This is a genomic window from Paraburkholderia monticola, assembly GCF_001580545.1.
GTDB lineage: Bacteria > Pseudomonadota > Gammaproteobacteria > Burkholderiales > Burkholderiaceae > Paraburkholderia > Paraburkholderia monticola.
Genome location: NZ_LRBG01000004.1, coordinates 591,954 through 617,213, shown reverse-complemented (window position 1 = coordinate 617,213; position 25,260 = coordinate 591,954). Strand labels below are relative to the sequence as shown.

At 59.1% G+C, this 25,260-nt stretch carries 20 protein-coding genes; 3 read left to right on the top strand and 17 right to left on the bottom strand.

Annotated features, from left to right (window positions below; translation table 11 throughout):
- Positions 1 to 483 precede the first annotated feature (483 nt).
- The 4 genes from CI15_RS07630 to CI15_RS36425 form a co-directional block, all read right to left on the bottom strand.
- Positions 484 to 2,481 (bottom strand): TRAFs-binding domain-containing protein, encoded by a 1,998-nt coding sequence (locus CI15_RS07630; protein WP_153041072.1) that lies wholly within the window; start codon positions 2,479 to 2,481, stop codon positions 484 to 486.
- 13 nt (positions 2,482 to 2,494) lie between these two features.
- On the bottom strand, positions 2,495 to 3,655 hold the full coding sequence (locus CI15_RS07625) for a patatin-like phospholipase family protein (protein WP_206597764.1): 1,161 nt from the start codon (positions 3,653 to 3,655) through the stop codon (positions 2,495 to 2,497).
- A gap of 328 nt (positions 3,656 to 3,983) precedes the next feature.
- Positions 3,984 to 4,721: a hypothetical protein gene (locus tag CI15_RS07620; RefSeq protein ID WP_062125755.1), complete on the bottom strand. Its 738-nt coding sequence runs from the start codon at positions 4,719 to 4,721 to the stop codon at positions 3,984 to 3,986.
- A 107-nt stretch (positions 4,722 to 4,828) separates the two neighbouring features.
- Positions 4,829 to 5,122: a hypothetical protein gene (locus tag CI15_RS36425; protein WP_153041071.1), complete on the bottom strand. Its 294-nt coding sequence runs from the start codon at positions 5,120 to 5,122 to the stop codon at positions 4,829 to 4,831.
- Positions 5,123 to 5,846: 724 nt separating this feature from the next.
- Here CI15_RS36425 and CI15_RS36420 point away from each other — a divergent pair.
- Positions 5,847 to 6,581, top strand: coding sequence for a hypothetical protein (locus CI15_RS36420; protein WP_153041070.1), 735 nt, complete (start codon positions 5,847 to 5,849; stop codon positions 6,579 to 6,581).
- A gap of 80 nt (positions 6,582 to 6,661) precedes the next feature.
- On the opposite strand, the gene CI15_RS07615 is transcribed toward CI15_RS36420, so the two are convergent.
- The 6 genes from CI15_RS07615 to CI15_RS36405 all read right to left on the bottom strand — a co-directional run bounded on the left by CI15_RS07615 (position 6,662) and on the right by CI15_RS36405 (position 13,906).
- The gene (locus tag CI15_RS07615) at positions 6,662 to 7,300 is read right to left on the bottom strand and encodes a toll/interleukin-1 receptor domain-containing protein (RefSeq protein WP_062125753.1); all 639 of its coding nucleotides are present in this window, start codon (positions 7,298 to 7,300) and stop codon (positions 6,662 to 6,664) included.
- A 470-nt stretch (positions 7,301 to 7,770) separates the two neighbouring features.
- Positions 7,771 to 7,962 (bottom strand): hypothetical protein, encoded by a 192-nt coding sequence (locus tag CI15_RS36415; RefSeq protein WP_153041069.1) that lies wholly within the window; start codon positions 7,960 to 7,962, stop codon positions 7,771 to 7,773.
- A 109-nt stretch (positions 7,963 to 8,071) separates the two neighbouring features.
- On the bottom strand, positions 8,072 to 9,307 hold the full coding sequence (locus CI15_RS07610; RefSeq protein ID WP_062125752.1) for a site-specific integrase: 1,236 nt from the start codon (positions 9,305 to 9,307) through the stop codon (positions 8,072 to 8,074).
- Positions 9,297 to 9,935 carry a hypothetical protein gene (locus tag CI15_RS07605; protein ID WP_062125750.1) on the bottom strand — a complete coding sequence of 213 codons (639 nt, stop codon included), beginning with the start codon at positions 9,933 to 9,935 and terminating at the stop codon, positions 9,297 to 9,299. The genes CI15_RS07610 and CI15_RS07605 overlap by 11 nt, the downstream gene beginning before the upstream one ends.
- Positions 9,925 to 12,216: a hypothetical protein gene (locus CI15_RS36410; RefSeq protein ID WP_153041068.1), complete on the bottom strand. Its 2,292-nt coding sequence runs from the start codon at positions 12,214 to 12,216 to the stop codon at positions 9,925 to 9,927. Before CI15_RS36410 ends, CI15_RS07605 begins: the two co-directional genes overlap by 11 nt.
- The gene (locus tag CI15_RS36405) at positions 12,206 to 13,906 is read right to left on the bottom strand and encodes a site-specific integrase (RefSeq protein WP_153041067.1); all 1,701 of its coding nucleotides are present in this window, start codon (positions 13,904 to 13,906) and stop codon (positions 12,206 to 12,208) included. The genes CI15_RS36410 and CI15_RS36405 overlap by 11 nt, the downstream gene beginning before the upstream one ends.
- 329 nt (positions 13,907 to 14,235) lie before the next feature.
- Here CI15_RS36405 and CI15_RS07590 point away from each other — a divergent pair, with 329 nt between their 5' ends.
- Complete coding sequence (locus CI15_RS07590; protein ID WP_241495809.1) at positions 14,236 to 15,597, top strand: YifB family Mg chelatase-like AAA ATPase; 1,362 nt, start codon at positions 14,236 to 14,238, stop codon at positions 15,595 to 15,597.
- A gap of 332 nt (positions 15,598 to 15,929) precedes the next feature.
- On the opposite strand, the gene CI15_RS07585 is transcribed toward CI15_RS07590, so the two are convergent.
- The gene (locus CI15_RS07585) at positions 15,930 to 16,613 is read right to left on the bottom strand and encodes a hypothetical protein (RefSeq protein ID WP_062125744.1); all 684 of its coding nucleotides are present in this window, start codon (positions 16,611 to 16,613) and stop codon (positions 15,930 to 15,932) included.
- A gap of 201 nt (positions 16,614 to 16,814) precedes the next feature.
- Between CI15_RS07585 and CI15_RS07580 the strand changes: the two genes are divergently transcribed.
- On the top strand, positions 16,815 to 17,351 hold the full coding sequence (locus CI15_RS07580) for a peroxiredoxin family protein (protein WP_062125742.1): 537 nt from the start codon (positions 16,815 to 16,817) through the stop codon (positions 17,349 to 17,351).
- A gap of 60 nt (positions 17,352 to 17,411) precedes the next feature.
- Here CI15_RS07580 and CI15_RS07575 read toward each other — a convergent pair whose 3' ends face one another.
- From CI15_RS07575 to lipB, 6 genes are all read right to left on the bottom strand, one after another.
- On the bottom strand, positions 17,412 to 18,761 hold the full coding sequence (locus CI15_RS07575; protein WP_062125740.1) for a sigma-54-dependent transcriptional regulator: 1,350 nt from the start codon (positions 18,759 to 18,761) through the stop codon (positions 17,412 to 17,414).
- 31 nt (positions 18,762 to 18,792) lie between these two features.
- On the bottom strand, positions 18,793 to 20,838 hold the full coding sequence (locus tag CI15_RS07570; protein WP_062125738.1) for a sensor histidine kinase: 2,046 nt from the start codon (positions 20,836 to 20,838) through the stop codon (positions 18,793 to 18,795).
- 45 nt (positions 20,839 to 20,883) lie between these two features.
- On the bottom strand, positions 20,884 to 22,164 hold the full coding sequence (locus CI15_RS07565; protein ID WP_062125736.1) for a dicarboxylate/amino acid:cation symporter: 1,281 nt from the start codon (positions 22,162 to 22,164) through the stop codon (positions 20,884 to 20,886).
- A gap of 372 nt (positions 22,165 to 22,536) precedes the next feature.
- Entirely contained in the window at positions 22,537 to 23,289 is a 753-nt protein-coding gene (gene ugpQ / locus CI15_RS07560; protein WP_062125735.1) for a glycerophosphodiester phosphodiesterase, read from the bottom strand.
- Positions 23,290 to 23,398: 109 nt separating this feature from the next.
- The gene (gene lipA / locus CI15_RS07555; protein ID WP_062125733.1) at positions 23,399 to 24,406 is read right to left on the bottom strand and encodes a lipoyl synthase; all 1,008 of its coding nucleotides are present in this window, start codon (positions 24,404 to 24,406) and stop codon (positions 23,399 to 23,401) included.
- Between the two features lie 13 nt (positions 24,407 to 24,419).
- Positions 24,420 to 25,169, bottom strand: coding sequence for a lipoyl(octanoyl) transferase LipB (gene lipB / locus CI15_RS07550; protein WP_062125731.1), 750 nt, complete (start codon positions 25,167 to 25,169; stop codon positions 24,420 to 24,422).
- Positions 25,170 to 25,260: the final 91 nt, after the last annotated feature.

Genomic DNA, 25,260 nt, shown 5'->3' with positions numbered 1-25,260 from the left:
GAAACTCCGATTTTTTCGGAAAGCTGGCGGAGGGAGGGTCGAGGCCAAAAACAAGGAAAACCCCAAATGGCCCACGGAATACCCCTAGCTGGGCCTCCCGCACCGCTACTGATACCCGGCCCCTTCCCAACGGCGGGCCGCCTGTAGCCTTCATTAGGGTGCATCGTTGCAGGCGCAACCAAGCTGGCGTGACTTGCTGGTGCAGCTAGTCTTTCGATAATCTTAACTTTTGCCGGGGATTCGTTCGTGTGATCTGAAGTCACACCAGCGCCAGCAGGGTAGGCAAGATGCCATAGGCGCCATGCATATAGGCGGGCCGCCCGTATAGTGGCTTTACGTGTATAGAAAGCGTACGCGTCAACTAAAGCATAGCGATAGGCTTCCGGTTCCTTTCACACTGGAATTTGGCCTAATCAGAAATTTGTTTCTGGGCACTTAGCCTGAGGGTTCGCGCGATCGCCTCGAGGAGAAAACCCGAAGCCGTCACCCTTCTGCGCCAGAACTTCGTCCTGCAGCTTCCCGCTGCGACCGAAGCTCCCGCAGAAGCCTCTTCGTGTCGATGATTTCGACCTGTCCTGCGCGCGCCTCTACGGCCCTGATCATGTGGTCCGTGCCGCCGCACTTGCCGCTCGCCTCGCCGTTCCATAGCGCAATTACGCGAACCTTCTGCGGTCCCCAGGCGAGCGCGCTGTATAACTGCCAGAGATTCGCGCGCTCGAAATCGCTGTGCCCTTCGGGCGTCGGTCCGAGTTCCGCTGGCATGATCAGCACGCGCGTCTCCGCACTTTGCGCCTTCACGTCGAAATAGCGATCTCGCCATTTCGGGCCAGCGAAGCTCACAGACTTTCGCAGAAAGGTCGGCTCGTCGAAAGGCAGACGCAATTGAAGGTGCAACTTTCGATCGAGCGCGGCACGCGCAAATAGTAGGTCCCCCCCGCACGCGCCTTCGCAGAGAGCGAGATCGCCCTCCTGCGCGCCGAACATGTCGAGCGCCCTTTCGATCGCCGCTTTCGCGAAGTCAGTCATGTCTTCGGGAAAGCGTTCGGTCGGGCGGTCCGGTGCGTCAATCATGTGACCGGTGAACAAAAACACCCGGCGCGGAACGAAAGGCGGCACTAGCTTTCTTATCGCCCGCTCGACAGTGTTCATCGCCGCATCGACCGAATCCGGCCTGAATCCCAGTTGAGCGAGCAACGTCAGTTGCTGGATCGTCGAATTGAGCGAAAACCAATCCTTGTCGGCCACGGCTAGCGCGTACTTGTACGAATCGTCGACGGCCTTCGGATCCTCGCACAGCGTCGCGAGCTCTGCGAGCGTCACGCGTGCCCAGTAATCCCTTCGCTGTGGCGTTTCCTTCGAGATCGCGGAGATAGCCGCCCACATCACACCGCCTTCCATCTTCTCGCGTGCAGCGGTATCCTCGTCCTTCTCATTTGTCAACAGGTGACGGTGTAGATGCAGCAGCGTAACCGCGTTAATGCCGCAGTAATAGCTTGTGGCATCGTTGCGGAATCCAGCGCCGTAGGCGTCCAGCGCCTCGCGCAGCAGGCCGATGTTTTCGCGCGCTGCGACACGCCGCTCGTCCGCGTTCATCGGGCTGGCCCTCCACGTGTTGACCCATTCGTCCTTCTCGACGCGGCCGAGCAGCCCGCAGGTCTCAGCATCGGTGGGATGGTCTTGCGCCAGCGACTTGAGCCATTCCTTGGCATTCTCGAACTGACCGATCCTTCCGAGCAGCATGCCTTTTTCCTGGCGGCTTATGATGTCGTCCGGCGCGATCTCCAGCGCGTGCTCGATCTGTTCCAGCGCGAACTCGAATTGCTCAACCTGACGCAACGCTCGGGCGGCGACTCGGTACGCCTCCAGTCTCAGCCCCTGAATGGGTGCCTCTTCGGCGAGCACCAGGATGTCGCCGGGACATTGCTTGCGGCGCGCGACGGAGACCCGATCCGTCCACGCTCGCTGCTTGCTCCAGAATTCCCCCGCGCCGCCAACTGCGAGCGTCTTCCAATTAGGCTCCTCTAGGTAGGGCAGCAACTCGTACACTGGACTCACGATGCGGCCGTACCACGCCTTCACCGTCTCACGGGCCATCTCCGCGAGCCGCGCGCGGTCATGCTCGACGAATTCGGGATCGGGCACGCCGTTCTTCACGCGGTAGCGCAGCGTACGGTTTGACGCGTTGTCGAACGGCATCGCGCCTTCACGCGCACTGACGAGTATTACGCCGCGCTTGCGCAATGCGTGCCGCACACCGAGCTCGTACCAGACGTTCGGATTGTTGATCGTGAGATCGGCGACGACGATATCGGCAATGAGTAGTTCCTGAAACATGTCGCGGCGGATGTCGCCGGCGCGCATTTCCTCGTCCGCGCGAAACACCGTGAAGCCGTCGTTCTTGAGCGCAGGCCGGATCAGATCGTTGTAAATGACATTGAAATCTAGGCCTTCCTTCGTGCCATAAGGCATCGCGACGAACACGTGATGTCCCACCTCAGCGCCCCTCGATAAAGCCGTCGAAGTGCGCGGGTTTCACGCACCGCGCGGCAAGCCGTGCGCCGATTTCCTGGAGCGCGTCTTTGTGCTCCACCGAATCGAGCTTCTGCACGTCGCGCGGATCGATGTCCCCGAGCCCGAGCGCACTGAGGCCGGATTGCGTCAAGTCCACGTTGTAGCGCAGATATGTGAAGAGCTTCGGATCGACGGGACCGCCGCTGCCATGCGCGCCCGACCCGAACACCATGGTGTCCACCTCGCGGTCGAGAATGTCGCCGGTCAGGCATTTGCCGAACATCCGGCACAGCAGATCCTGCTCGTTGAGCGCAGCAAACATCAGGGCAGAAGGCAACGTCGTCGCGTTGAACAGCAGGTTCATGTCGTCCGGATCGAGACGGCCGTTGGCCTGCGGGCTCGTGCCGGTTCCGATCGATACGATAAGCATGTCCTCCGGGCGCTTCGTCTTCCAGCACAACTGATAAGGCTCGGCGGTCGCCATCAGGAATAACTGGAAAGCCGGGTTGTTGTACGGTGTGATGCCGCCATCTACGAACACGAACTGTCGTTCGCCCACGAGAATCTGCTCGGGCGGGAAATAGGTCGGCGCGGCGGTGCTGCCACGCACGACCTGCCATAGCGGAAAGTGCAGGTTGCAGCCCGGCCGGTCGAGTGGGCAGTTGTACGTCGCTCGTGGGTTGTTCGAGAGCGGCCATGGCGAATCGGTGCTCGCGTTGCGCAGCACCATCATTAGAAGTGTTTTCAGCCCGGAGGAACCGAGCGTCGGCTCCGCTTCGCCGGTCTGAAGGGCAAGCACCGTTCGCAACTTTCTGGCGAGCGGTTCGTCCTCGTACTTGTAGCGCAGCCGGTCCAGGAGCGAGGCCTTGTCGAACATCAGTTCGGCGCTCTCAACGTACATCGCGCGGATCTCGTCCACCCGCATACCGAGCGCGACGCAAGTGGCGATCACCGCGCCAGTGCTAGTGCCTGCGACATAGTCGAAATAATCGGCAAGCACGAGAGTCTCGCCTAGGCGATGAGATTGCTTGAGCAGTGCTTCGATTGCCGCGAGAACCTCTATTGTGATGAGCCCGCGGATGCCGCCACCGTCGAGCGCGAGCAGTTTGTACGGAGGCTTCTTATCGATTTTGATGTCAAACACGGATGGGGCTTGGGGCACGGGACACCTCATCGATCGACACTATAAAGATCGGATAACTGATTGAACGCACTCACTGAAACCGCAGCGCAAAGAGTACGCTCTCAAGTAGGATAGGATACCGGGTCGGTTACGGTTAGCAACAAACATGCGCCGAGCAGGCTGAAAGCGAAACAGAACTGGGGGAAGATGTGCGTCGGATCACACACCGGCCGAAACTCCCGAGAGTGAAGGCGCCGGTAATGCAGGTGGAAGTGCAGTCCGTGAGAAGAAAAAGTTACGCGAACCAATCACACTCATGCATATGCATTGGCACATCGCGGTCGCCACTTCACTTCGTCTGAGTCTGAGCGGGATTTTTGAGTGTCTGCTTCAAGAGAATGCGCCGGCACTCCGTCTCTGCCTCCCTGACGGAAACAGACAATTCCTCAGCTAAGCGGAACCACCGCTTCTGATACGGCTTGAAACGCTCACCGGATCGGTGACGTTGATCCATGAAATTGAGGCATTTGAGAACAATCTCATTCTCCAAAATACGAGTCACACTCACTGCCTTGGCAAGGCTGTCCGCGCAAGCCGGTGAGACCGCGGCAAGGTCAGCAATGTCACTTGGAGCAACTCTCGACGTCAAAGCTGAGATCAGAATTCTCAACTGCCTCTCATAGGTCCTGTTTCTGGTACCCGACGGAGTGGAAAGGTTAGCTTGTGCGGTGGGCAGTTCTCCACGCAGGGCTAACGCGTCAACTAGCATTTGCGAGAGCAGAGGAGCCAGTGTTACTGCTATGAGATGAGCCCGACGCTTTTCCAATTCGAGTCGTAGGCGTTCTTGAGTCCTCGCCTCTGCAAGAGCGACACTGACCGCTCTGAATGCCCCGAAGGCTCCTGCCGCCGTGGCTAGCGCAGCAACCGCTGTCGCAAGGGCGCCCGCCGCGCTGGCAATCGCAGAAACGACGTTCCAATCCGTGCCGGGGCGGTGTAAGAAGTAAAGGACGGCGACAAAAAGCCACACGAGCAATGCCAAAACGTAACATGCGACGATAAGCGCAACGCAGCCTTCTTTTGAACGCATCGATAGTCGCTCAAGTCACGTTCAGGCACCAGGTCTTCACTGGCAAGCCACCGATCGCTAGGAGATTCCCCCCAAGCAAAAGCTCCTACATCAAGACGGAGCCAGAACTATGCTTTCGCGCCGTAGTTGCCGCGCACCAGCGAGGGCACATAAAACGTCATATCTTCCGCCTGTCCAAACTGCAACCCCGCTCCGCCAAAAACCAGCGTAGCTGACTCGATTGTGCTCTGCGGTGCATCGCTGAGTTTCGGCGCCAAGTCAACCGGAAACGTTACTTGTTGCCCCGAAACCAAACTTAAAACCACGCTTCGGCCGTCGACGTGTACTTCCGTCGCGTAATGAAGGCTTTCGCGCTTTCCACGTTCTAGTGCATCGCGGTACTTCGAATTGCCTGTATTCATGGCTGGTTCCCTCCGGGGAGACATAGGCTTTTTACGCAGCGCGCAGCCTTGGCCTCGATTTCCGATATTTTTTTGTCGTCGTCCAAACCCCAGACGTACAGCGTATCGACAGGTCCCCTCGGGCAGTTCAGTGCAAAGATCATATGTCCAGGACCGAAATGATGCACTTCGTCTTTCGCGTCAGGATTGGCAAAACGAACGAACTCTTTGCACATTTCCGTAGCCCTCAAGACCCTGCTCGAACCTCCAAGCAAGGGACGATCCCACCCGATCGATTTTCAGCAGACTTCGTGCCATGTATGTACGCCGACCATCACAAAACACAACGAAGGACAATGATCGGCTACTCTCTGCATGCATTTCGGCGATTTTCACCAAAAATACAAGAATATTTGTCTCGGGCGACACGCTTGCCTATTAGGCAAATCCAGAGTGTCGTGGCGGCGCCAACGATTTCTGGCACTATGCGCTCCCCATAGCACGATAGTGGTGCGCAAAAGATCAACTGCAAGTCGCTTCGACTGTAAATCGATAGGCGTAGGCTGGCGAGCGCTACCCGATTTCATCATTCAGTATGTGGGATGGGGCTGGATAGTGGCAAAAATGGGGACAATTATGAATAATGATTGCAGGGCCGTCGTTAGATGCGCAACCTCGACGCAAGCTTGCGCAGCCCTATACTCGCTGGGCATTTGTTAGCTCTTGCGTCTGGAGTTGGCGTCACGTGGTATTGATCGGCTCTTCGTTGGCAATTGTTCAACTTCTCGACCATCTAGGTTGGCCGAAAAGTCCACTGCATCGTAGCAGTTGGGGAGTTGCATTTCTTAGCAGTTGGGGAGTTGCATTGGGGTCGATCGCCGTTTTTTGGTTCGCGACCCTTTCAAAGGTTAGAGCGCGAAAAGCGTGCAGAATTCTGCTACTTCGAAGCTTTTATCAAGAGAGTCACGCTTCGCTCTACAAGAAAATATTTCCCGTTATCGGTTGCTATGGTCGTCTTGTCGCACTAAGAAATCCAACGCAAAAAGCCGCTGCAGACATACTCGGAGCGATGCACTCCAGATTCTTAACCGACGTCGAAGAACACTTGGTTGCTCGTGGAGATTGGCATACAGAAGTAACCAGATTCCTACGAACTTGCGACTTAGCTGTGATCGATATAACGGCATCCTCTGACGCCATTCGCTGGGAGCTTTCGGAGGCGTTAAGGCTTTTACCTGCCGACAGGCTCATTCTGATCATCGAATACAGCAAAGACGCACATTCGAGCTTGCAAAGTGCGCTAAGAACTTACATTGACTGTGAATGCGATAACGATTTTGATTTCGCAATGTATTTCACTTCGAGAGCTATCCCGTTGCGTGTTTGGAAAGCATGGCCCCTTAAATTTGAACGCCAGATAGCTCTTCGTATGAAGCGGATCGATTCGGCAGCGTCCGGCACACCAACATGTTCGCAATGAAGGTGATTTGGGCGGTGCAAGATGCAGAGAAAATCTCATCGGCTGACGCGGACGATTGCGGGCAACAGATGGGGCATCTATTAGGGAATACGCTTGGCAACCCCACGCCTGTTTTCGCGAAGCGTTGCGGGGCGAAAGATTCGAGAGTTCCTCTGAATGAATTTTTCAAATTCCTCGTCCGTCATCTTCTGCTCAATTTGCCGTCGCAACCTTTCAAAGCTCGCCATTTGGTATCCGCGCTCATTCAGATACGCAAGTATTGCCTTGGCGGTGCTCTCATCTTCATCGCTTGACGAACTGAGCAACGTTTCCGCCTCGCCATCACTTTGCTGAGGTTCAGATTCTATCTGCCGGATTCGTTCGACAAGTGATATCCAGGGTGATGCCCCAGGAACAACAAAGTCAAGATACTGAATGGATTCAAGCCTTGGGTGCATCGTGCATTCCGCCAGCTTCAAGGGTATCACCGGCTTGCCCTTTCCCATTGCATACGCCCATTCGTATGTGACGTACGAAGACTGCGTCGAATGGCCGCTTAGCGTGACAAGAACAGCGGTACAGGCTGAGATCCCTCGTTCGATTCCATCTCGCCAATCGGCTCCAGCACGAAGGATCCCTTGGTCGCGCCATAAGACGATCTTCGCCTCTGCAAGTTTGATCTCGAGCAATTCGGCAAAGAAATGGTCCTGCCTTGCGTAGCTCAAAAAAACCGTGCTCATTGTGATCCTCCATTAGAGCCCCGCTTCCATCTTGCAGCGGTCGATATACAAGACAGGACTAGTATTGGGCTGGACCGAATGCCATGTCCAAAGTAAAAACACGTATAACGACCGGCTATCGTGTACCAAAACTTCACAGGCGAAGCCAGCATAAAATCTTCAGCAAGCGCTCGTAGGCGATACCCTGACGGAAATCATTTCTTGCGAGCAGGATTTCACGCGTTAATTCACCCGTCGTGCTCCCCAGTCGAGTCGCAAGCGTTCACCTGCGCGTCTGCGAACTGACGCAGCACAGTTGCCAACCGCCGCGGGTCGGCGGTGAATTGCCACTTCGAATAGCGAAATCCACGTCCCTTTCCCGAGGGCAGCAGTCCAAACAGTTCGCCGTTTTTCCATCGCTCGTTGATCGTCTGTTCGGTACTCTCTACGTAGTCGCGGGCCTCGCGCAGCTCGAGGTTATCGGTGCTCTCCTATTCCTCGACGGCCCAGCGTCGTCCACGCGCGCGAGCGGCCGCCAGAAGATCGACGGCGTTGGCTCCCGCACTGGCGACCTGTTTCGTGCCTTGGTCGCGCACGGCGGTCACCATGCCTGCACGCGTGGGGCCTTGGCTGATGTGGGAAAGAATTCGATTTTTCGGGTTCATTTGCCGATGATAGTTCATAACTATCAGGTGTCGATGAAAGGCGCTTGCAACCCGGCGCATGGACGAAGACTGGACCCCGCGGTCCGGCATGATCTTCGGCGACAAAGTGAGGCGGCCTAGCTCTCTCTTAGGGTTTTCGATTGCGACTGACGAGACGAGTCTGATTGGCGCTTACGTATGGAACGATCGACTCCGGATTCTTCTGCCCGAGATCCATGGAGACCGCTGCTGCGACAGACTCAGGACTGGTATCCAGTCCCATTGCCAGCCTCGCGCGGGTCTCCGCAGCGATGCTGTCATTGGCGAACTTTCGCCGAAAGCTATGCATGCCGGCTCGCTTCGGGGCGCCAATCGCCACGAACGCTCGGCCAAATATCTTGGAAATCGCCTTGTCTGATAGCGCGCGTCCGTCCCTAGCTGAAACGAACACTGCATCATCTATTTTGCTTTCCGCCAAGGATGCATGGTCTATCAACTTCTGCCTTGTGTCGTGGATAAATGCGCTAATTCTCGTCGCCAGATCTGGAGACACATAGAACGAATCTTTATATCCATTCTTCTGCCGGTCCGGAACACACGCTAACCCTCTGGCCGTCATCTTTTCCAGTGCTTCGGGCGTGAATTGATGACATTGCAGCGAATTTATCGTCCCGCGACGCCACCCCAAACTGTCACCAATGTCCATCATCAGGATATTTCTAACAGCAACATAGCTCGTGAAATTCGAGAAAAAATAGTCTTTCAGCTTGTCAATATCGTCCGCGCTCGCCTCATACCCCCTTCCTCGCCTCGCCCCATGTCCGACGCGCCTCTCGAGCGCCGGAAATCGGTCGTAGGCCCCACTGGCGCCGTGTTTTCGATGTCGAACGTTTGCGCGTTTCAGACTGCTCGTTACCGCCCTTGATACGTCCCCCAGGAAGTTCCACCCATATTCGTATTGATACCAGTTAAGAAAATGATAAATCTGGACCAGCTTCGCGTTGACCGTTCGCTTTGCCGCGTGGCTTTCGTGATTCGAGCTTGACCTCGAAATGACCCGCGCGTATTCGGCATCGCGAAACCGCTTCAAAAGATCGTCCGAAGATTCGTAGAATTCGTAACGGGGGAGTGCGCCACGCTTCGACGGCTTGAGGTTATCAGTCAGCGCTTGTTTAACGAGGAAGTTCCGATATGCTGCAACTGCGAGAACGGCAGCTTCAATCGCGGAGCGCTGCTGCATCAGCTCATCGGCCAGAAACATGGTGTATTCGACAATCTCCCATACGACCGCGTCAAGACCAGCGTCATAGACGACGGCATAAGTTCGCCCGTTGATTTCCTTTAGCGAAACTTTTGTTTGGAGCTCATCCAATTCAGTGGCCATCCTCGCCCCCACGTATTCGAGTTACCGTGGCACCACCGCGGTACGTCTTCCCTGCAAGCGCGTCCTCAAGTTCTTCACGGTATTTGCGCTTCAAGTTTTCATACAATCTTTTGGTGTCGTCGCGATCTTTCTCGACCAGCCTGATCTTCTGCCTCATCGAAAGAAGCTCGCGCTCTAGGACATCAATTTGGCTTTTCGCCGCTTTCAGTTCCCGGGTCAATTTCGCTGGTCGATCCACCCCGGATGCTTCATCTTGATTATTTTCCAAAGTGCGCACTGCCGAGAGAGCCTGCTCGACACGTACCCGCAACTCCGCGTTTCGGGATAGCGTGCCATTCCCAATCCTCCTGATCTCCGGGATCGGATGCTTGATGACAGCTTTCAACGGGTCCGTGTCGATCCAAAGATGAAACTGCCTCAACGAGCGAGGAAAATGTGACCTCGGTGCATTCCTCAGGAATAAAGCCACACGCACGGCGTCGTCTGCGCTCTTATGCGCGCAATCAATAACTTCCTCCAACAGCTGGGCCTTGCGCTGGATATTGAGCCGGGCTGCATCTTCCGAGGCATATGCGGAGGCAGGCTTTTTCCCTTTGCGCCGACTGATAAGGCTTTGCTCACCCTTCATTTTCTATCTCCAGTCGTTCGCAGAGCGACGCAATCGAAGTCTCAAGCGCCTTCAGATCACGTTTCTTACGAGCAAGCGCAAATCCATCCAGCCCACCTTCTTCTATTTCGCGCCTGAGAGCCGACGCCTCAAGCCGCAAGTTTTCGACGTAAGCAACCTTCGTGAGGTGAAATCGACAGCCACCACATTTGGACGGACTCGCATCCTCGAAATGGTGACGGTCGTCCGCCATTGAGTAGCAACGCGCTGCTTTTCTGTTGCCAACAGATCCGAGCATACACTCCCCATGGGAGTATGGCCGCGGGAAATGGCCCCGTCGTTTAATCGCATGGTAGACCGACTCAACGAGATTATCCGTTTCGAAGGAGACCACCTTTGAAAATCGCGCATGAATCTTTCGAATATATTTAGCAAACCCGCCGGTATATTTCTCACCAGAGATAATTTCATCAATCTCTTCGGCCATTTTTAGATTGCCAACGCGAGTCATCTCCCTCTCGAGATCCGCATCCTCGGCGATAAATGCCCGACGTCGGTCCTCAGCTTCGGTCGGCATTTTTGCATATATCGTCTCGACATCTTTTCTTGACATCGGGTCTGTGAGATAAGTGCGTACCGATTTAAGATCCATATGACATATCTGCCAGCTAATCGCCATAATATCTCTGTTTTCATATCGGTAAAAAGCGACCAAGCAGTACATACGACGGAAAACGTGGGTATCTGTGAACATGAGACCACGATCCCCGCCCGCTTCAATAATTATGTTAGTTGGGTTGTCTTGATCCCTTGCGTAATCACTAAAACCAAAAAATTTTAGGGTTGCTCCTACGCATTCTGCAACACTGAATCTCCTATATGAAAATAGAGGTATGTCTTCTAGCGACGTCAAAGCATCAGAATGACCCAACGCAGTATCAATGCGGCTGTAACACGTTTGGATCACCTCGAGGCTTCTTATGGCCAAGCAGGTCGTCTCATTGACATAAAATGGTATTTTCTTCTTATATGTTTTTAGAATGTAAAACGCCACCTCGTATATCTTCATCTTTTCGCTGTGCACTTGAAGCGCGCCACGCATCAGTCCCACTTTTTTGTGAATTACCTCCCCTCTTCGGCGGGCATTCATAAAGGTGATCAGCACAAAACATGATGCCATGAAACATGTCAATGCGCGTCGCAACGAGTAATCTCTATGCGCACCGTGAGTGAAATCCAAGTTGACGAGGGGAAATGGAAGCAATGCTTCCAATTCTTCTCGTTCAGCACAATCAAGGAATGTCTCGTAAAGCCGCTTTCCAACAGTCTTGGGCGACGGCCCCGTATTTTCCTCTATACACAATGTCAATCGTTGGAAGAGTGCGAGAAGTGCGGGGCCCCTTTCATACAACCATATCATCGAAATACGGCAAAGCCTTCCTACGAATCCTATTTCGAGATTTGAGGTCCTCCCCCCCGCTATACCCAGTTGTTGGGCCAATTTGTTACTTTCTGGAAACGGGCAAAATGATAGGCCGTATCGAGAGCCAGCATCATAAAGAAAGTTGGCCGCCTGACATATCGAAGTAAACATGCTTCGGGAGAAGAGGGCCTTGACTTCGGATGAATCCTCCGAGTCGGTGTCGCGATCATCGTTCGGATGATCATGCCTTTTTCGTTCGTCAGTGTCATTTTCAGCTTCGAATGTACGAAGAGCGAAGGCGGCAACCGTCCTATAGTTTGTGGATAACAACGCCCTCAAATTTCTACCAGCGAATACACCTTTGCAGTCCGCCGCTTTCACATGGGCCGCGATTAGCCGCACTTTCAAACGTAAAGCGAGAGGCCATCCTCCACTCGCAACTTGTCTGATAATCTCGTCGAAATTTTCGTAGCTCATCGCGTCTATCGACGTTATGTCGCGGAGCCACATCGCCTCAAAAAAATTGATTATCGTATTGAGGTGCACGGCCGCGCGCCGAGTTCGGGTAACGCTATCGGACACCCGCGCGACAAACGCATCGATCCCAAGCACTATCGCTGCGACGAGGTCACCTCGATCCGATAGCGAAACAGGTATGGAGTAAAGGCCATTCGGCGGCAGGAACGTCTTCTTGAAATCTCTTTCAAAATACTGGCTTTCCTCGGGACGCGCTTCTGGTCTTCTCAATCTAAGCACCCAATCTTTCGTCAGCGACAAATCGCCTTGCGCCCGAATGGCCATATTTATTGCTGTGGTCGAATACTTTTTCCGATTGTCTGTGAGGGCAACAAAAGGCGTTTTGTTTGCTTTATTCATCATAGTCCTCGACGATTTTCTTCACCAAATCCCACTGCGAACTTGATCTAATGTAGTCTTTAAGTATCAAGTTGAAAATCATCGCGGGGCCGTGCATCGTCAAAAATCCTTCCTCGTTTTTCTGAAGAAGCGCCTTCCAGTTTGACGCATAATATTTAGCTGTAGCCCAAACTTCGATGACCCGGCTCTTATTGATAACGATCTTGTTGTTGGGACAGCCTTGTCCTTTGTGGCAATTTTTACCGTTGCAAAACCCGTCTTCGATCCATGCCCGGTCTGGAGGATCGAAAGGAGACGCACAACTGGTACCATCACCAATAGGAAACATCAGTCCCTCGTCGACATATTGAGGATCGAACTTATCGGAAAACGTGTTCCGTTCCTTGGCGATTTGGAATTTAATGGTTGAGTCGATTCTTCTTTGAAATTCCAGATTTATTGACGATAGACGGCGTGCCGTCGGAAGGTTCCGAAAATACGCAGCCGTAGTATTTTCGCTCGCATGCCCCGCCGTATCCCGGACGACTCTGATGTCTGCTTTTCCCGACAGTTGGTCCAACGTAAGCATGTGAACGCGTATCTGTTCGTCGCTGAACCAGGGGACGTCCATTTGTTTCAGAAGAATTGCTTTGATCTTGTCGATGTTGCTTAACGGGTGATGTAAGCATTTTTGCCTCCCGCTGTGATTCCATGTAAACCAAAGGCGATTTTCGTTTTTTTCTATTTGGCCAAAGCGCGTCATTTGATCGTGATTCCAAAGTACCAACTGCATAGATTCGAACGCAGCCAAGCTTTCCGCGGTAATATCAACGATCGGCGTCGGCTGGTCCGATCGCGATTTATAGCCACTTATCGTATATATGCCATTTTCAAATTTAATATGTTCTCGACGCAAATCCCGTAACGTTCCGACATTGAATCGCGTGTGAATCAATAAGATATAAAAAGCACATATCAGCTCTCGCGTCAGCGAATTTCTCGTTAAAAAACATACGTGCCTCGGCAAAACCCCCTTCATCTTTTCAGAAGAAATCTGCAAAACATCGGGAATTCGTGATTGCATACCGGTCGATATCGCACTCTTGGACTGACGGGTAGGATTTCGCGCAAAGTTCTTTTTATTTGCAAAACGTACGATTGCAGAGAAAAGTCCAGCCGAATCGCACGCCTTAAACTCATCGATTTCGCCTCTTAATTGCAAACGACCGTCCAGATAGGCTTTTGCTAATTCGTTTTCCCTAACGCTCGGCTTGCGTCGGGCAATGTCGAGAAGTCGCTCGCGCACGCCGCGCCAGTATCGGAGTTCCAAGAAAAATCCGTCTTGCACTTTCTGGATGTCCGAGAGTAGCCGTTCGATATCCCGCTCACGAAGTTGAGCAAGATTCGCGTGAGGCATCGCACCAAGAGGATTCTTTAAGTGACCGTCTGCGGTTTCAGCAGGGCCCTCACTCAAAGTGCGGCGCGAGGGAGGTCTTGGGTTGAATCTCGTTTTGAACTTTCCCCGGGCCCATGTCGCCGCATCGGCTGAAATGCCGAGCAGTGGCTTTAGCGCCCACCTTCTGAACATGGCAGATTGAGAATAGAGGTAGGACTCGTCCCATGATGACTCTGCATTTTGTTGAAGAGCATCCTCTAAGGCATCGCAAAATTTCACAAAATCATTGCGCCCTATTTGTTCCGAGGTGCGCGTCAAATACTTCCTCGTTGCAGGTCTCTCCAAGCACACTCGTACACTTCGAAGAAAGGATCGCGTTTCGGGACTTCGGCAGGGATTAAGAGTCGACGCCTGGCTATATGAAGTAAGAACATCATAAATCCAGGAGTTCAGCCTAATATTGCCTAGGTCCGCGAGAGACACTGACAGCTCCCGAAAATACTCCCGCCCGAACATGGCGTCTCGACACATGAAAACTAAAGTTTTCCCACTCGTCGCTTTACTCATAGTGATCTGACCAGAGGTCTCCTATGTACGCGTAACCATAGGGTACGCCTATCTAGCTCAGTTTCGAGGCGACATAGTCGGTGACGGTCAATCTCGCGCCGGCCGACCTGCCGAAAGAATCGGGGCGTTTCGATCTGCCGATCGCGCTCGGCATCCTCGCCGCCAGCGGGCAGATTCCAGCCGAATCGCTGCTCGATCGCGAGTTTGCCGGCGAGCTGTCGCTGACCGGCGCGCTGCGGCCAATGCGCGGCGCGTTCGCGATGGCATGTGGCACCGCGCGCGGCGGTCTTTCGAGCGCCGGCGCTACTGATCCCGACACCACCTCACAGCTTTACCTGCCAGCCGCAAGTGCGGCGGAAGCGGCGCTCGTGCCCGGCGTCGACGTGTTCGGCGCCGCCGATCTGCCATCACTATGCGCGCATCTCGCGGGGTCGCCCGACGCGCGCCTGAGTCCTGTCGCCACCCCCGAACTCCGCGAGCATGCCGCCACCGCGGCGCCGGACATGGCCGACGTGATCGGCCAGCGCGCTGCCCGGCGTGCCCTCGAAGTCGCCGCGGCCGGCGGCCATCACATCTTGCTGATCGGACCACCCGGTGCCGGCAAGTCGATGCTCGCGGCACGCCTACCCGGCCTGCTGCCGCCCATGACCGACGACGAAGCGCTCGCCTCCGCAGCGTTGCTGTCAGCGAGCCGGATCGGTTTCAAGCCGTCGCAGTGGCGGCAGCGGCCGTTTCGGGCGCCGCACCATTCGTCGAGCGCGGCCGCGCTGGTCGGCGGACGCAATCCGCCGCAGCCCGGCGAAATCACGCTCGCGCATCTGGGGGTGCTATTTCTGGACGAACTTCCCGAGTTTGATCGCGTGGTGCTCGAAACGCTGCGCGAGCCGCTCGAAGCCGGCCGCATCACGATCTCGCGCGCCGCCTGGCAAGCGGATTTCCCCGCCGCCTGCCAACTGATCGCCGCAATGAACCCGTGCCCGTGCGGATGGCGCGGCGATCCGGGCGGGCGCTGCCGCTGCACACCGGAAGTGGCCGCGCGCTACCTGCGCAAATTGTCGGGACCGCTGCTCGATCGCATCGACATCCAGCTTGAGATTCCGGCGCTCAGCGCCGCCGAGCTCGCCACCCGCGCCGCCACGACCGGCGAAGCCAGCGCGACGATCGCCCAACGCGTAAGCGCCGCGCGCGAGCGGCAACTGACCCGGCAAGGCAAGACCAACCGTGAGCTGGACGGACGCGAAGTCGACGAGGTGTGTCGCCCGGACGCGGCGGGCGAGGCGCTGCTGCGCGAAGCCGGCGAGCGCTTCGGCTGGTCGGCGCGGGCGTACTACCGGGTTTTGAAGGTCGCGCGCACCATCGCCGACCTGGCAGGCGCGGCGATGCCGAGCGCCGCGCAGGTCGCCGAGGCGATTCAATACCGACGCGCTTTTGGCTCGATATGACGAGAAAAAACGACTGTCAAGACTTGACTTATACACATGTTCGAGCAGCTGACAGATTTTGATACAACTGAAAGGCGCACACACGAGCGCCTCAAAAGCGCCTTGATTTCATTGACTTTTTTAAAACGGCCCGCGCACGCGCATTCTAACGAAAGGCCCGTCTGATGGGCTTTCGCGGCCATTGAGGCCGACTTCTCAACAGAGTTATCCACAGGCTGTGCGTATAACTCGGAAATCTCAACGTAAACCGATAATTAGCGCACAAACCTGCGAAGGAACTTTCACTGCCCGAGACACTCTGAAGCGCCCCCGATCGGCCAAAAATGCCGTTGTCAGTACAGCTGGAATGACGAAAAAAACTGGTCCACCTGATCTTGCGGCAGCGGTTGATCGGCGACGATCGCCGCCTGATACACGTGTCGACCGCGCGCGACGAGCCGCGCGTACACAGTGCGCGACTCATGATTGGCGCCCGCCGCGCCGCTCACCATCATCTCGAGGCCGGGTGTCTTGCCGCCCGCTGCCAGCGGGATCTGCACCGCGTGCGCCTCGGGTGCCGCGCCGACGTTGCGCGCCAGTCCCGCGCGGAGGAATTCGAGCGCGGCGCGCTGCGTGGCGTCGCTGTCGTCGGGCAGCATCACGGTGCCGACCGCGAAGACCGCATTGCCGGCTTCGGCGGTCTGCATCGCCATCTGCATCGGGGTGCCGCCGATCTGCACCGCGCGCTGGTCGTTGCCCGGCTTGGCCGGGAAGTCGACCGTGTAGCCGTTGTCGTTGTTCATCACGGTGCGCCAGTCGAAGGTCGGCGAGCAGGCGCTGAGCGCAACGCCGAACACGAGCGCAGCCGCTGCCGTGCCGGCCAGGGTTCTAGCGCGACCGGCAAGCGGAGAGGCACGACGGAAGAGGGGCACCGGCAGGAATACGCTCACACGGCGGGCGGGCACATAGCTGATCGACGGAAAACGGCACAAAACCTGGGCAATAAAACGGCGGATGCTGAGAACAGTGCGGAGCATGGGACGAAAGATCGGACTCGCGGAGCATAAAGCGCCATTATCCGCTGATCGGCTGCCGGGCCGGTGCGCAGCGACGACATCCCGCCATTTCGGCGCAGCAGCCCCATTGGGTCTACAATAGTCAAGCTATGCAGCACCGGCCCGACGGCCACCATCCAGACCCATTGTTCCGCGCCGCGCGCGACTCACGAGGTTCCGTTCATGAGTTCCAATTCACCGAGCGCCGCCCGGCGCACGAACCCGCTTCGCTATCTGATCGCGGTGGCCGTGGCCGTTGCGCTCGCCGTCGCCGGTTACTTCGCGTTCGCCGGCCAGCAACGCGTGCCCGATGCGACCTTCACGCTGCTGTCAGGGCAGAAGCTCACCACCGCGGACCTGAAAGGCAAGGTTTATCTCGTCAACTTCTGGGCAACCAACTGCGACACCTGCATGAAGGAAATGCCGCAGATGGTCGAGACCTATAACCGCTTCAAGGGCCAGGGCCTCGAATTCGTCGCGGTGGCGATGAACTACGACGCGCCGATGTACGTGACCAACTACACGCAAACGCGTCAGCTGCCGTTCAAGGTCGCCATGGACGACGGCTCGGCCGCCAAGCAGTTCGGCAACGTGCAGCTCACGCCGACCACCTTCGTCATCGATAAAGACGGCAAGATCCTGAAGCGCTACGTCGGCGAGCCGCAGTTCGCGGAACTCGACCAGTTGCTCGCGAAGGCGCTCAAGGGCAACGCGGCATGAGCCCGGTCTAGCAGGTCCAACCGCGCCGGCGCGATCTCCCGCCGCCGGCGCCACCACTCCTCACCGCTCCCCTTCCCCTTTGGCCGCCAGGCCATATCGCTTGATCTTCTCGTACAGCGTCGCCTTGCCGAGCTGCAGCCGGTCCGCCGCGACCGCGACCACGCCGCCCGCCTGTTCCAATGCCTCGGCGATCATCGCGCGCTCGAACTGCTCGACACGCTCCTTCAGCGGGTGTGCGGCACCGCCGTCGTCGTCGAAAGACAGTGCGGGTTCGTCGGCGATGCCGAGCACGAAGCGGTCGGCCGCATTGCGCAGCTCGCGCACGTTGCCCGGCCAGTCGCGCTGCATCAGGTTCGCACGCTGGCGATCGGTGAGCATCGGCGCGGGCCGCTGATAACGCACGGCTGCATCGAGCAGGAAATGCTCGAACAGCGGCACGATGTCCTCGCGACGCTCGCCCAACGGCGGCAGCGCGATCGTCACCACGTTGAGCCGATACAGCAGATCGCGCCGGAACGAGCCATCGGCGACGTGCTCGGCCATGTCGCCCTTCGCCGCCGCGACCACGCGGCAATTGACGCGAATCGGCTGATTCGAGCCGAGCCGCTCCAGCACGCCATCCTGCAGCACGCGCAATAGCTTGACCTGCAGCGCGAGCGGCATGCTCTCGATCTCGTCGAGAAACAGCGTGCCGCCCGATGCATGTTCGAGCTTGCCGATCCGCCGTTTGGCCGCGCCGGTGAACGCGCCCGGCTCGTAGCCGAACATCTCCGACTCGAACATCGGCTCGGGCAGCGCGCCGCAGTTCACTGCGATGAACGGCTTGTCGCGTCGCGGCGACAGCTCGTGCAGGCTGCGCGCGATCAGTTCCTTGCCCGCGCCGGTGTCGCCGTTGATCAGCACCGATGCATCGGTCGGCGCGACGTTGGCGATCAGGCGCCGCACCTGCTCGATCGCGGGACTGCGGCCGATGATGCGCGGCGCGACCGCGTTCTGCCCCGCCAGCTCCCGTCGCAGCGCGAGGTTTTCGAGCACGAGCTTGCGGCGCTCCAGCGCGCGCCGCACCGTTTCGATCAGCCGCTCGGACGCGAACGGCTTTTCGATGAAGTCGTAGGCGCCGTCGCGCATCGCCTGCACGGCCATCGAAATATCGCCGTGGCCGGTGACCAGAATCACCGGCACGTCGGGCGCGCGCTCGTGGCACTGCGCGAGCAGATCGAGGCCGCTCGCGCCGGGCAAGCGGATATCGCTGACGATCACGCCGGAAAAGTCCGCGCTGATCAGCTTCGCCGCCGCCTCGACCGAAGGGTGGCCGATCACGTCGAAGCCAGCCAGTTGCAAGCTCTGCACACTCGCGCGCCGGACCAGTTCGTCGTCTTCGATATACAGCACCTGCAGGCCGTCGTTCATTGCGTGTTCCGGGTGATGCTTCGTTGTGAAATCAGGAGCCCGCGGTCAGCGGATCGTGCGAGGGGCTCGTCAGCACGCGCGCGCGACGCAGCGTCAACACGAATGATGCACCGCCATCCGGTGCGTTGCGCGCGACCAGCGAGCCGCCGCAATCGCGCGCGATCGACGAGGAAATCGCGAGGCCAAGGCCGAGCCCCTGCCCCATTTCCTTCGTCGTGAAGAACGGTTCGAAGAGGCGCGGCAGCACGTCGTCGGGAATGCCGGGGCCGTTGTCGCCGACTGCGATCGACAGGGTCGCGTCGCTGGCCTCGATCTCGACGGTGATGCGCGGCGGGCTCAAGCCAGCGGTGGCGTCGAGCGCGTTGCCGAGCAGGTTGATCAACACCTGTTCGAGCCGCAGATCGTCGCAATTCGCGACCAGCTCCGGGTGATCGTCGGCGAGATTCAGCGGTGCGCGCACGGCGCCTCGTGCATCGGCGGCCCCGGCATTCGCAGCGACATCGAGCAGCACGAATTCGAGCTCGACGCCCTGCAAACGCTTTTGCAGCAAAGCGACGACGTTGCGCAACGCCCGCACGATCGGCGCGCGCGCGCTGCGCGGCCGCGCGCGGCCGACGAACAGCTTCAGCTGGTTCGTGATCTTGCCCATGCGCTCGGTGAGCGCCGCGATCGCTTCGAGATTCTCGCGCGCCGATGCCTGATCGCCGCGTTCGAGCAGCACCCGGGTGTTGTCCGAGAAACTGCGCAGCGCGGCGAGCGGCTGGTTCAACTCATGCGTGATGCCGGCCGCCATCTGGCCGAGCGCGGCCAACTTGCTCGCCTGGATCAGCTCGTCGTGCGCGGCGCGCAGCTCCTGCTCGGCGCGCGTGCGCTCGGCGACTTCCCGTTGCAACTGCTCGTTCGCCTCGGATAGATCCGCGGTGCGCTCGGCGACGCGCTCGTTCAGCTCGGCATAGGCCTTTTGCAGCAGCGCGCGGCTGCGGATCATTTCGCGCACGCGCGCGCGCCGCATGCGCCAGTAGAACGCGAGCAGCACCACCGACACATAGCCGAAGCCGGTGACGATGGTCGCCTTGCGCGCGTCGGCATCGACTGGATCGACCGGCGACATCGTGATCAGATGCCAGTCCGGCTCGCCCATGCCGCGCCGCGACGCGAGGTAGCGCGGCGCGGAGCGCCCGCCGCCGACGCGCAGGATCTGCGCATTGCCTTCGAGCGTGCGCTCGACCGTCACGGGTAGCGGCGCGATCGGCTGCTGCGCGTACTGGCGCGCCTGGTAAATCGAGTTGGCGATCTGGCCGGGCAGCGGCCGGATCGTGTGGTACTTCCAGGCCGGTACCGACGACAGGAAGATCACACCGTGATCGTCGGTGACGACGAGCGGCTCGGCCGCATCGACGCCCTGGAACCATTCGAGATCGAGCTTGACGACGGCCACGCCGACGATCTTGCCGTCGCGCCGCACCGGCTGCGAGATGTAGTAGCCGGGCGCCTGTGAAATCGTGCCGATGCCGAAAAAGCGGCCGACGCCGCCGTTCACCGCATCGACGAAATACGGCCGGAACTGATAGCCCGCGCCGACGAAGCTGCCCGGTCCGCCCCAGTTGCTGGCGGCGACGCAGTAGCCATCGACGGAAATGATGTAGGTGACCGTCGCGCGCGCATGGCGGTTCAGGTCTTCGAGATAGAGATTCGCGCGCTCGACGTTGGCGGGATTCGGATCGATCAACACGTCCTGCACGATCGGATGCTCGGCGAGCAGATAAGGCAGCGATTCGTAGCGCTCGAGCGTGCTCTTGAGCACGCTCGCGGTGCGCTCGGCCCGCACGGCGGCGTTGCGCCGCAGCGTGTCGACGCCGCTTCTCCATGCGAGGCTGTAGGTCAGCCAACATGCCGCCACGAGCCCGGCTGCGAGCGCGAACAGGATCAGCAGGCGGCGGGTCACGTTGGCAAGGTCCGATCGATGGGGATCGGACATTGTGGCATAGGGCGGCAAGGGCTCGCCGCCAGACGGGTGGCGAGCAGGGCCGCGGGTTTCGCCGCCGCTTTCGCCGGGGCGCGCGGACGCCGGTTTCATAGGCAAGCGTCCGCGCTGGTCACGACAGGGTTGGCGTGGCGCGGCTCAAACGCCGGCCGGCTCTTTGACTTCCACATCGCCGCGCAACACCTCGTTCAGCTTCTTGCGGTCGAGTTCCTTCTCCCAGGCCGACACGACGACCGTCGCGACACCATTGCCGACGATGTTGGTCAGCGCGCGGCACTCGCTCATGAAGCGGTCGATGCCAAGGATCAGCACCATGCCCGACAGCGGGATCGTCGGCACCACGGCGAGCGTCGCCGCGAGCGTGATGAAGCCCGCGCCGGTCACGCCGCTCGCGCCCTTCGAGGTCAGCATCGTCACCGCAAGCAGCGTCAGCTGCTGACCCCACGTGAGGTCGGTGTTGGTCGCCTGGGCGATGAACAGCACCGCCATCGTCATGTAGATGTTGGTGCCGTCGAGGTTGAACGAGTAGCCGGTCGGCACCACGAGGCCCACCACCGAGCGCGAGCAGCCGAGCTTTTCGAGCTTCAGCATCAGCTGCGGCAGCGCGGCTTCGGACGAGCTCGTACCGAGCACGATCAGCATCTCCTCCTTGATGTACGCGACGAAGCGCAGGATGTTGAAGCCGACCATCTTCGCGATGGCGCCGAGCACGAACACCACGAACACGATCGAGGTCAGATAGAACGTGCCGACCAGCTTGAGCATCGGCAGCAGCGAGCCGATGCCGTACTTGCCGATCGTGAAGGCCATCGCGCCGAACGCACCGATCGGCGCGAGCTTCGTGATGATGCGAACCATGCCGAACAGGACGTGCGAGATCCCTTCGATCAAGTTCATCACCGGCTTGCCCCTCTCGCCGGCCGTCGCGAGCACGGCGCCGAACAGCAGTGCGATCAGCAGGATCTGCAGGATCTCGCCCTGCGCGAACGCCGACGAGAGCGTGTCCGGAATGATGTGCATGAAGAAGTCGACGGTCGACTGGCCGTGCGCCTTCTCGGCGTACGACGCGACCGCGCGGCTGTCCAGCGAGGCCGGGTCGACGTTGAAGCCGGCGCCGGGCCGCAGCAGGTGCGTGGCGGCGAGGCCGAGCACGAGCGCGAAGGTCGAGACGATTTCGAAGTACAACAGCGCCTTGCCGCCGACGCGTCCGACCTTCTTCATGTCCTCCATGCCGGCGATGCCCGTCACGACCGTGCAGAAGATGATCGGCCCGATCACCATCTTGATCAGCTTGATGAAGCCGTCGCCGAGCGGCTTCATGTCGATGGCGAGGTTCGGGTAGAAATGCCCGAGTAGGATGCCGATGATGATCGCCACGATCACCTGGACATACAGCACTTTATGGATAGGTTTCTTCACGATGGTTCCTGCGAGGGGGTGAGCTGATGACCCGCAGTGCGCGACACGCGAACGAAACGTCGTCGCGCGGGCGCACGCTAGCGGGCCGCTGCAAGACGACGAATTCAGAAATACCGGGAAGGGAAATCGGACATCGTTGTCTCCTTGCTTTATTGTCGGGCCGTGGCGGCCACGCGCTTTATTTTGCAAGGTCGATGCCAGTTCGACAACGGGCGGGAAGCCTTGATTCTTATGGATTTTCCAGCAAGGCCCGAGGCGCGCCGTCCGGGATTCCGGAAATCCGGACGACCGCTGTCGGGGAATCCGGAATCCAGTGCGCACGCGCTTGCGGGGAAACCCGCAAGGGTTTGCGCGGGGCTTGCGCGCACGGCGTCACGTCAACAGATCGATCCGATCCGTGCAAATCATGTCGACGCCCCATTGTTCGAGCAGGCGCGCGCGCGCCGGCTCGTTCACCGTGTAGGCGAGCACGCGCAGGCCCGCCTCGCGGATCTGCGCGACCAGCGGCTCGCTCAGATAGCGGTGACTCGCGTGCAGCGACACGCACTCGAGTTCGCGCACGATACGCAGCCAGTCCGCCGGCACCTGCTCGAACAGCATGCCGCGCGGCAGCGACGGCGCGGCAGCGCGCGCGGCGGCGAGCGCATCGAACGAGAACGACGACAGCAGCGGCGGCGTCTGCCCCTGCCACAGCGCGAGCGCGCCTTGGGCGACCAGCGTGCCGGTGATGACTTCGCGGCCCGGACAAGGCTTAATCTCGATGTTCGCGGCGATGCCGTCGCGCGCGCATCGCTCGGCCGCGTCCGCCAGCGTCGGCAGCCGTGTCCCGGCGAACTCCGTGCCGCGCCACGCGCCGGCATCCAACGCCGCGAGTTGCTGCCATGTGTGTGTGGCCGCCGGCCCGTGACCGTTAGTTGTGCGCTCGAGCGTGTCGTCGTGCAGCAGGAACAGCGCGTTGTCGGCGGACAGCTTCGCGTCGAATTCGACCATGCGATAGCCGTAGCGCACGCAGGCGTCGAAACCCGCCAAGGTGTTTTCCGGCGCGAGCGTGCCGCCGCAGCGATGCGCGACGAGCCGCGGATAAGGCCATTGCGCGGAGCTCCCGCAATCCATCGAAGTTGCCATCTGTGGTTTCCTTGCGGATAGAAGAACGGTCTAAACAAAAAGCCCGCACATCGGCGGGCTTTTTCGTTTCTGCGTGCATGCTGGGGGCATGAAGCGAGGCGTCTGCGCGTCAGACCACGCCGGCTCCATGCGCCTGCACATCGGCGTGATAGCTCGAACGAACCATCGCGCCCACCGCGGCGTGGGTGAAGCCCATCTTGTATGCCTCTTCCTCGTACATCTTGAAGGTGTCCGGATGCACGTACGCGCGCACCGGCAGATGGTGCTCCGACGGCTGCAGATACTGGCCGATCGTCAGCATGTCGACGTCGTGCTCGCGCAGATCGCGCATCACTTGCAGGATTTCCTCTTCGGTCTCGCCGAGGCCGACCATCAGGCCGGACTTGGTCGCGACGTGCGGATGCAGCGCCTTGAAGTCCTTCAGCAGCTTCAGCGAATGCGCGTAGTCCGATCCCGGGCGCGCTTCCTTGTACAGACGCGGCACCGTTTCGAGGTTGTGGTTCATCACGTCGGGCGGCGCCGCGTTGAGGATGCCGAGGGCGCGATCGAGGCGGCCGCGGAAGTCCGGCGTCAGGATTTCGATACGCGTTTGCGGCGACAGCTCGCGCGTCTGACGGATACATTCGACGAAGTGCGCCGCGCCGCCGTCGCGCAGATCGTCACGGTCGACGCTGGTGATCACGACGTACTTCAGCTTCAGCGCGGCAATGGTGCGCGCGAGGTTGGCGGGTTCGTCGGCGTCGAGCGGATCGGGACGACCGTGGCCGACGTCGCAGAACGGGCAGCGGCGCGTGCACTTGTCGCCCATGATCATGAAAGTCGCGGTGCCCTTGCCGAAGCATTCGCCGATGTTCGGGCAGCTCGCCTCTTCACACACCGTGTGCAGATTGTGCTCGCGCAGGATCTGTTTGATCTCGTAGAAGCGCGAATTGCCGGTGGCCGCCTTCACGCGGATCCAGTCCGGTTTCTTCAGCTTTTCGATCGGAACGATCTTGATCGGGATGCGCGCGGTCTTGGCTTGCGCTTTCTGCTTCGCGGTAGCGTCGTAGGCGGCGGGGGCCGGCACGCCTTCGGGCGCGGGGTTGGCTGCTGCGGGATTCGCGGTTACGTCAGTCATTCGTTCGATCCAGTCAGGCGGTGAGCGCACCGGCCTGCGGTTGGGGGACGGCCGCGGGACTGCCGTCGAGGTTTGCGGTGAGACTTGCTGCGAGGGTACGGGCCACGTCGTCCCAGCCGGCGGCGACGCCGAGCGTCGCCATATCGACTGTTTCGAGCCCCGCGTAGCCGCATGGATTGATCGCGAGAAACGGTTGCAGGTCCATGTTCACGTTCAGACTCACGCCGTGATAGCTGCAGCCGTTGCGGATTTTCAGGCCGAGCGCCGCGATCTTGGCGCCGGCATGCGGCCCGGCGTCGGGCCCCGCTTCGGACCCCGCTTCGGACCCGGACGCCACGTAGATGCCGGGGGCGCCCGCCTTGCGTTCTCCGGCGAGATTATACGCCGCCAGGGTGTCGATCACGGCCTGCTCGATCCGCGTGACCAGCTCGCGCACCATCAGCTTGCGCCGGCGCAGGTCGAGCAGCAGATACGCGACCACCTGGCCGGGGCCGTGATACGTGATCTGTCCCCCACGGTCGACCTTGACGAGCGGAATGTTGCTGTCGGCCGCGAGCAGATGGGCTGGATCGCCGGCCTGGCCGAGCGTGAAGACGGGGGGATGTTCGACGAGCCAGATTTCGTCGGGGGTGTCGGCGGTGCGGGTGTCTGTAAACGCGCGCATCGCGTCGAAACTGGCTTCGTAGGGTTCGCGGCCGAGCCAGCGCAGCATGGGCGGCTCAATGGCGGGCAGCGGAGACGGGGAAACCGGGGTGGCACACATGATTCCGGGAGTTTACCGAAATCTGGGAAACCGCGCCCGACACGGCTGGAACATGAAGTAGCGGGCTGGCGCGCTGCCAGCCCCTTCGTCA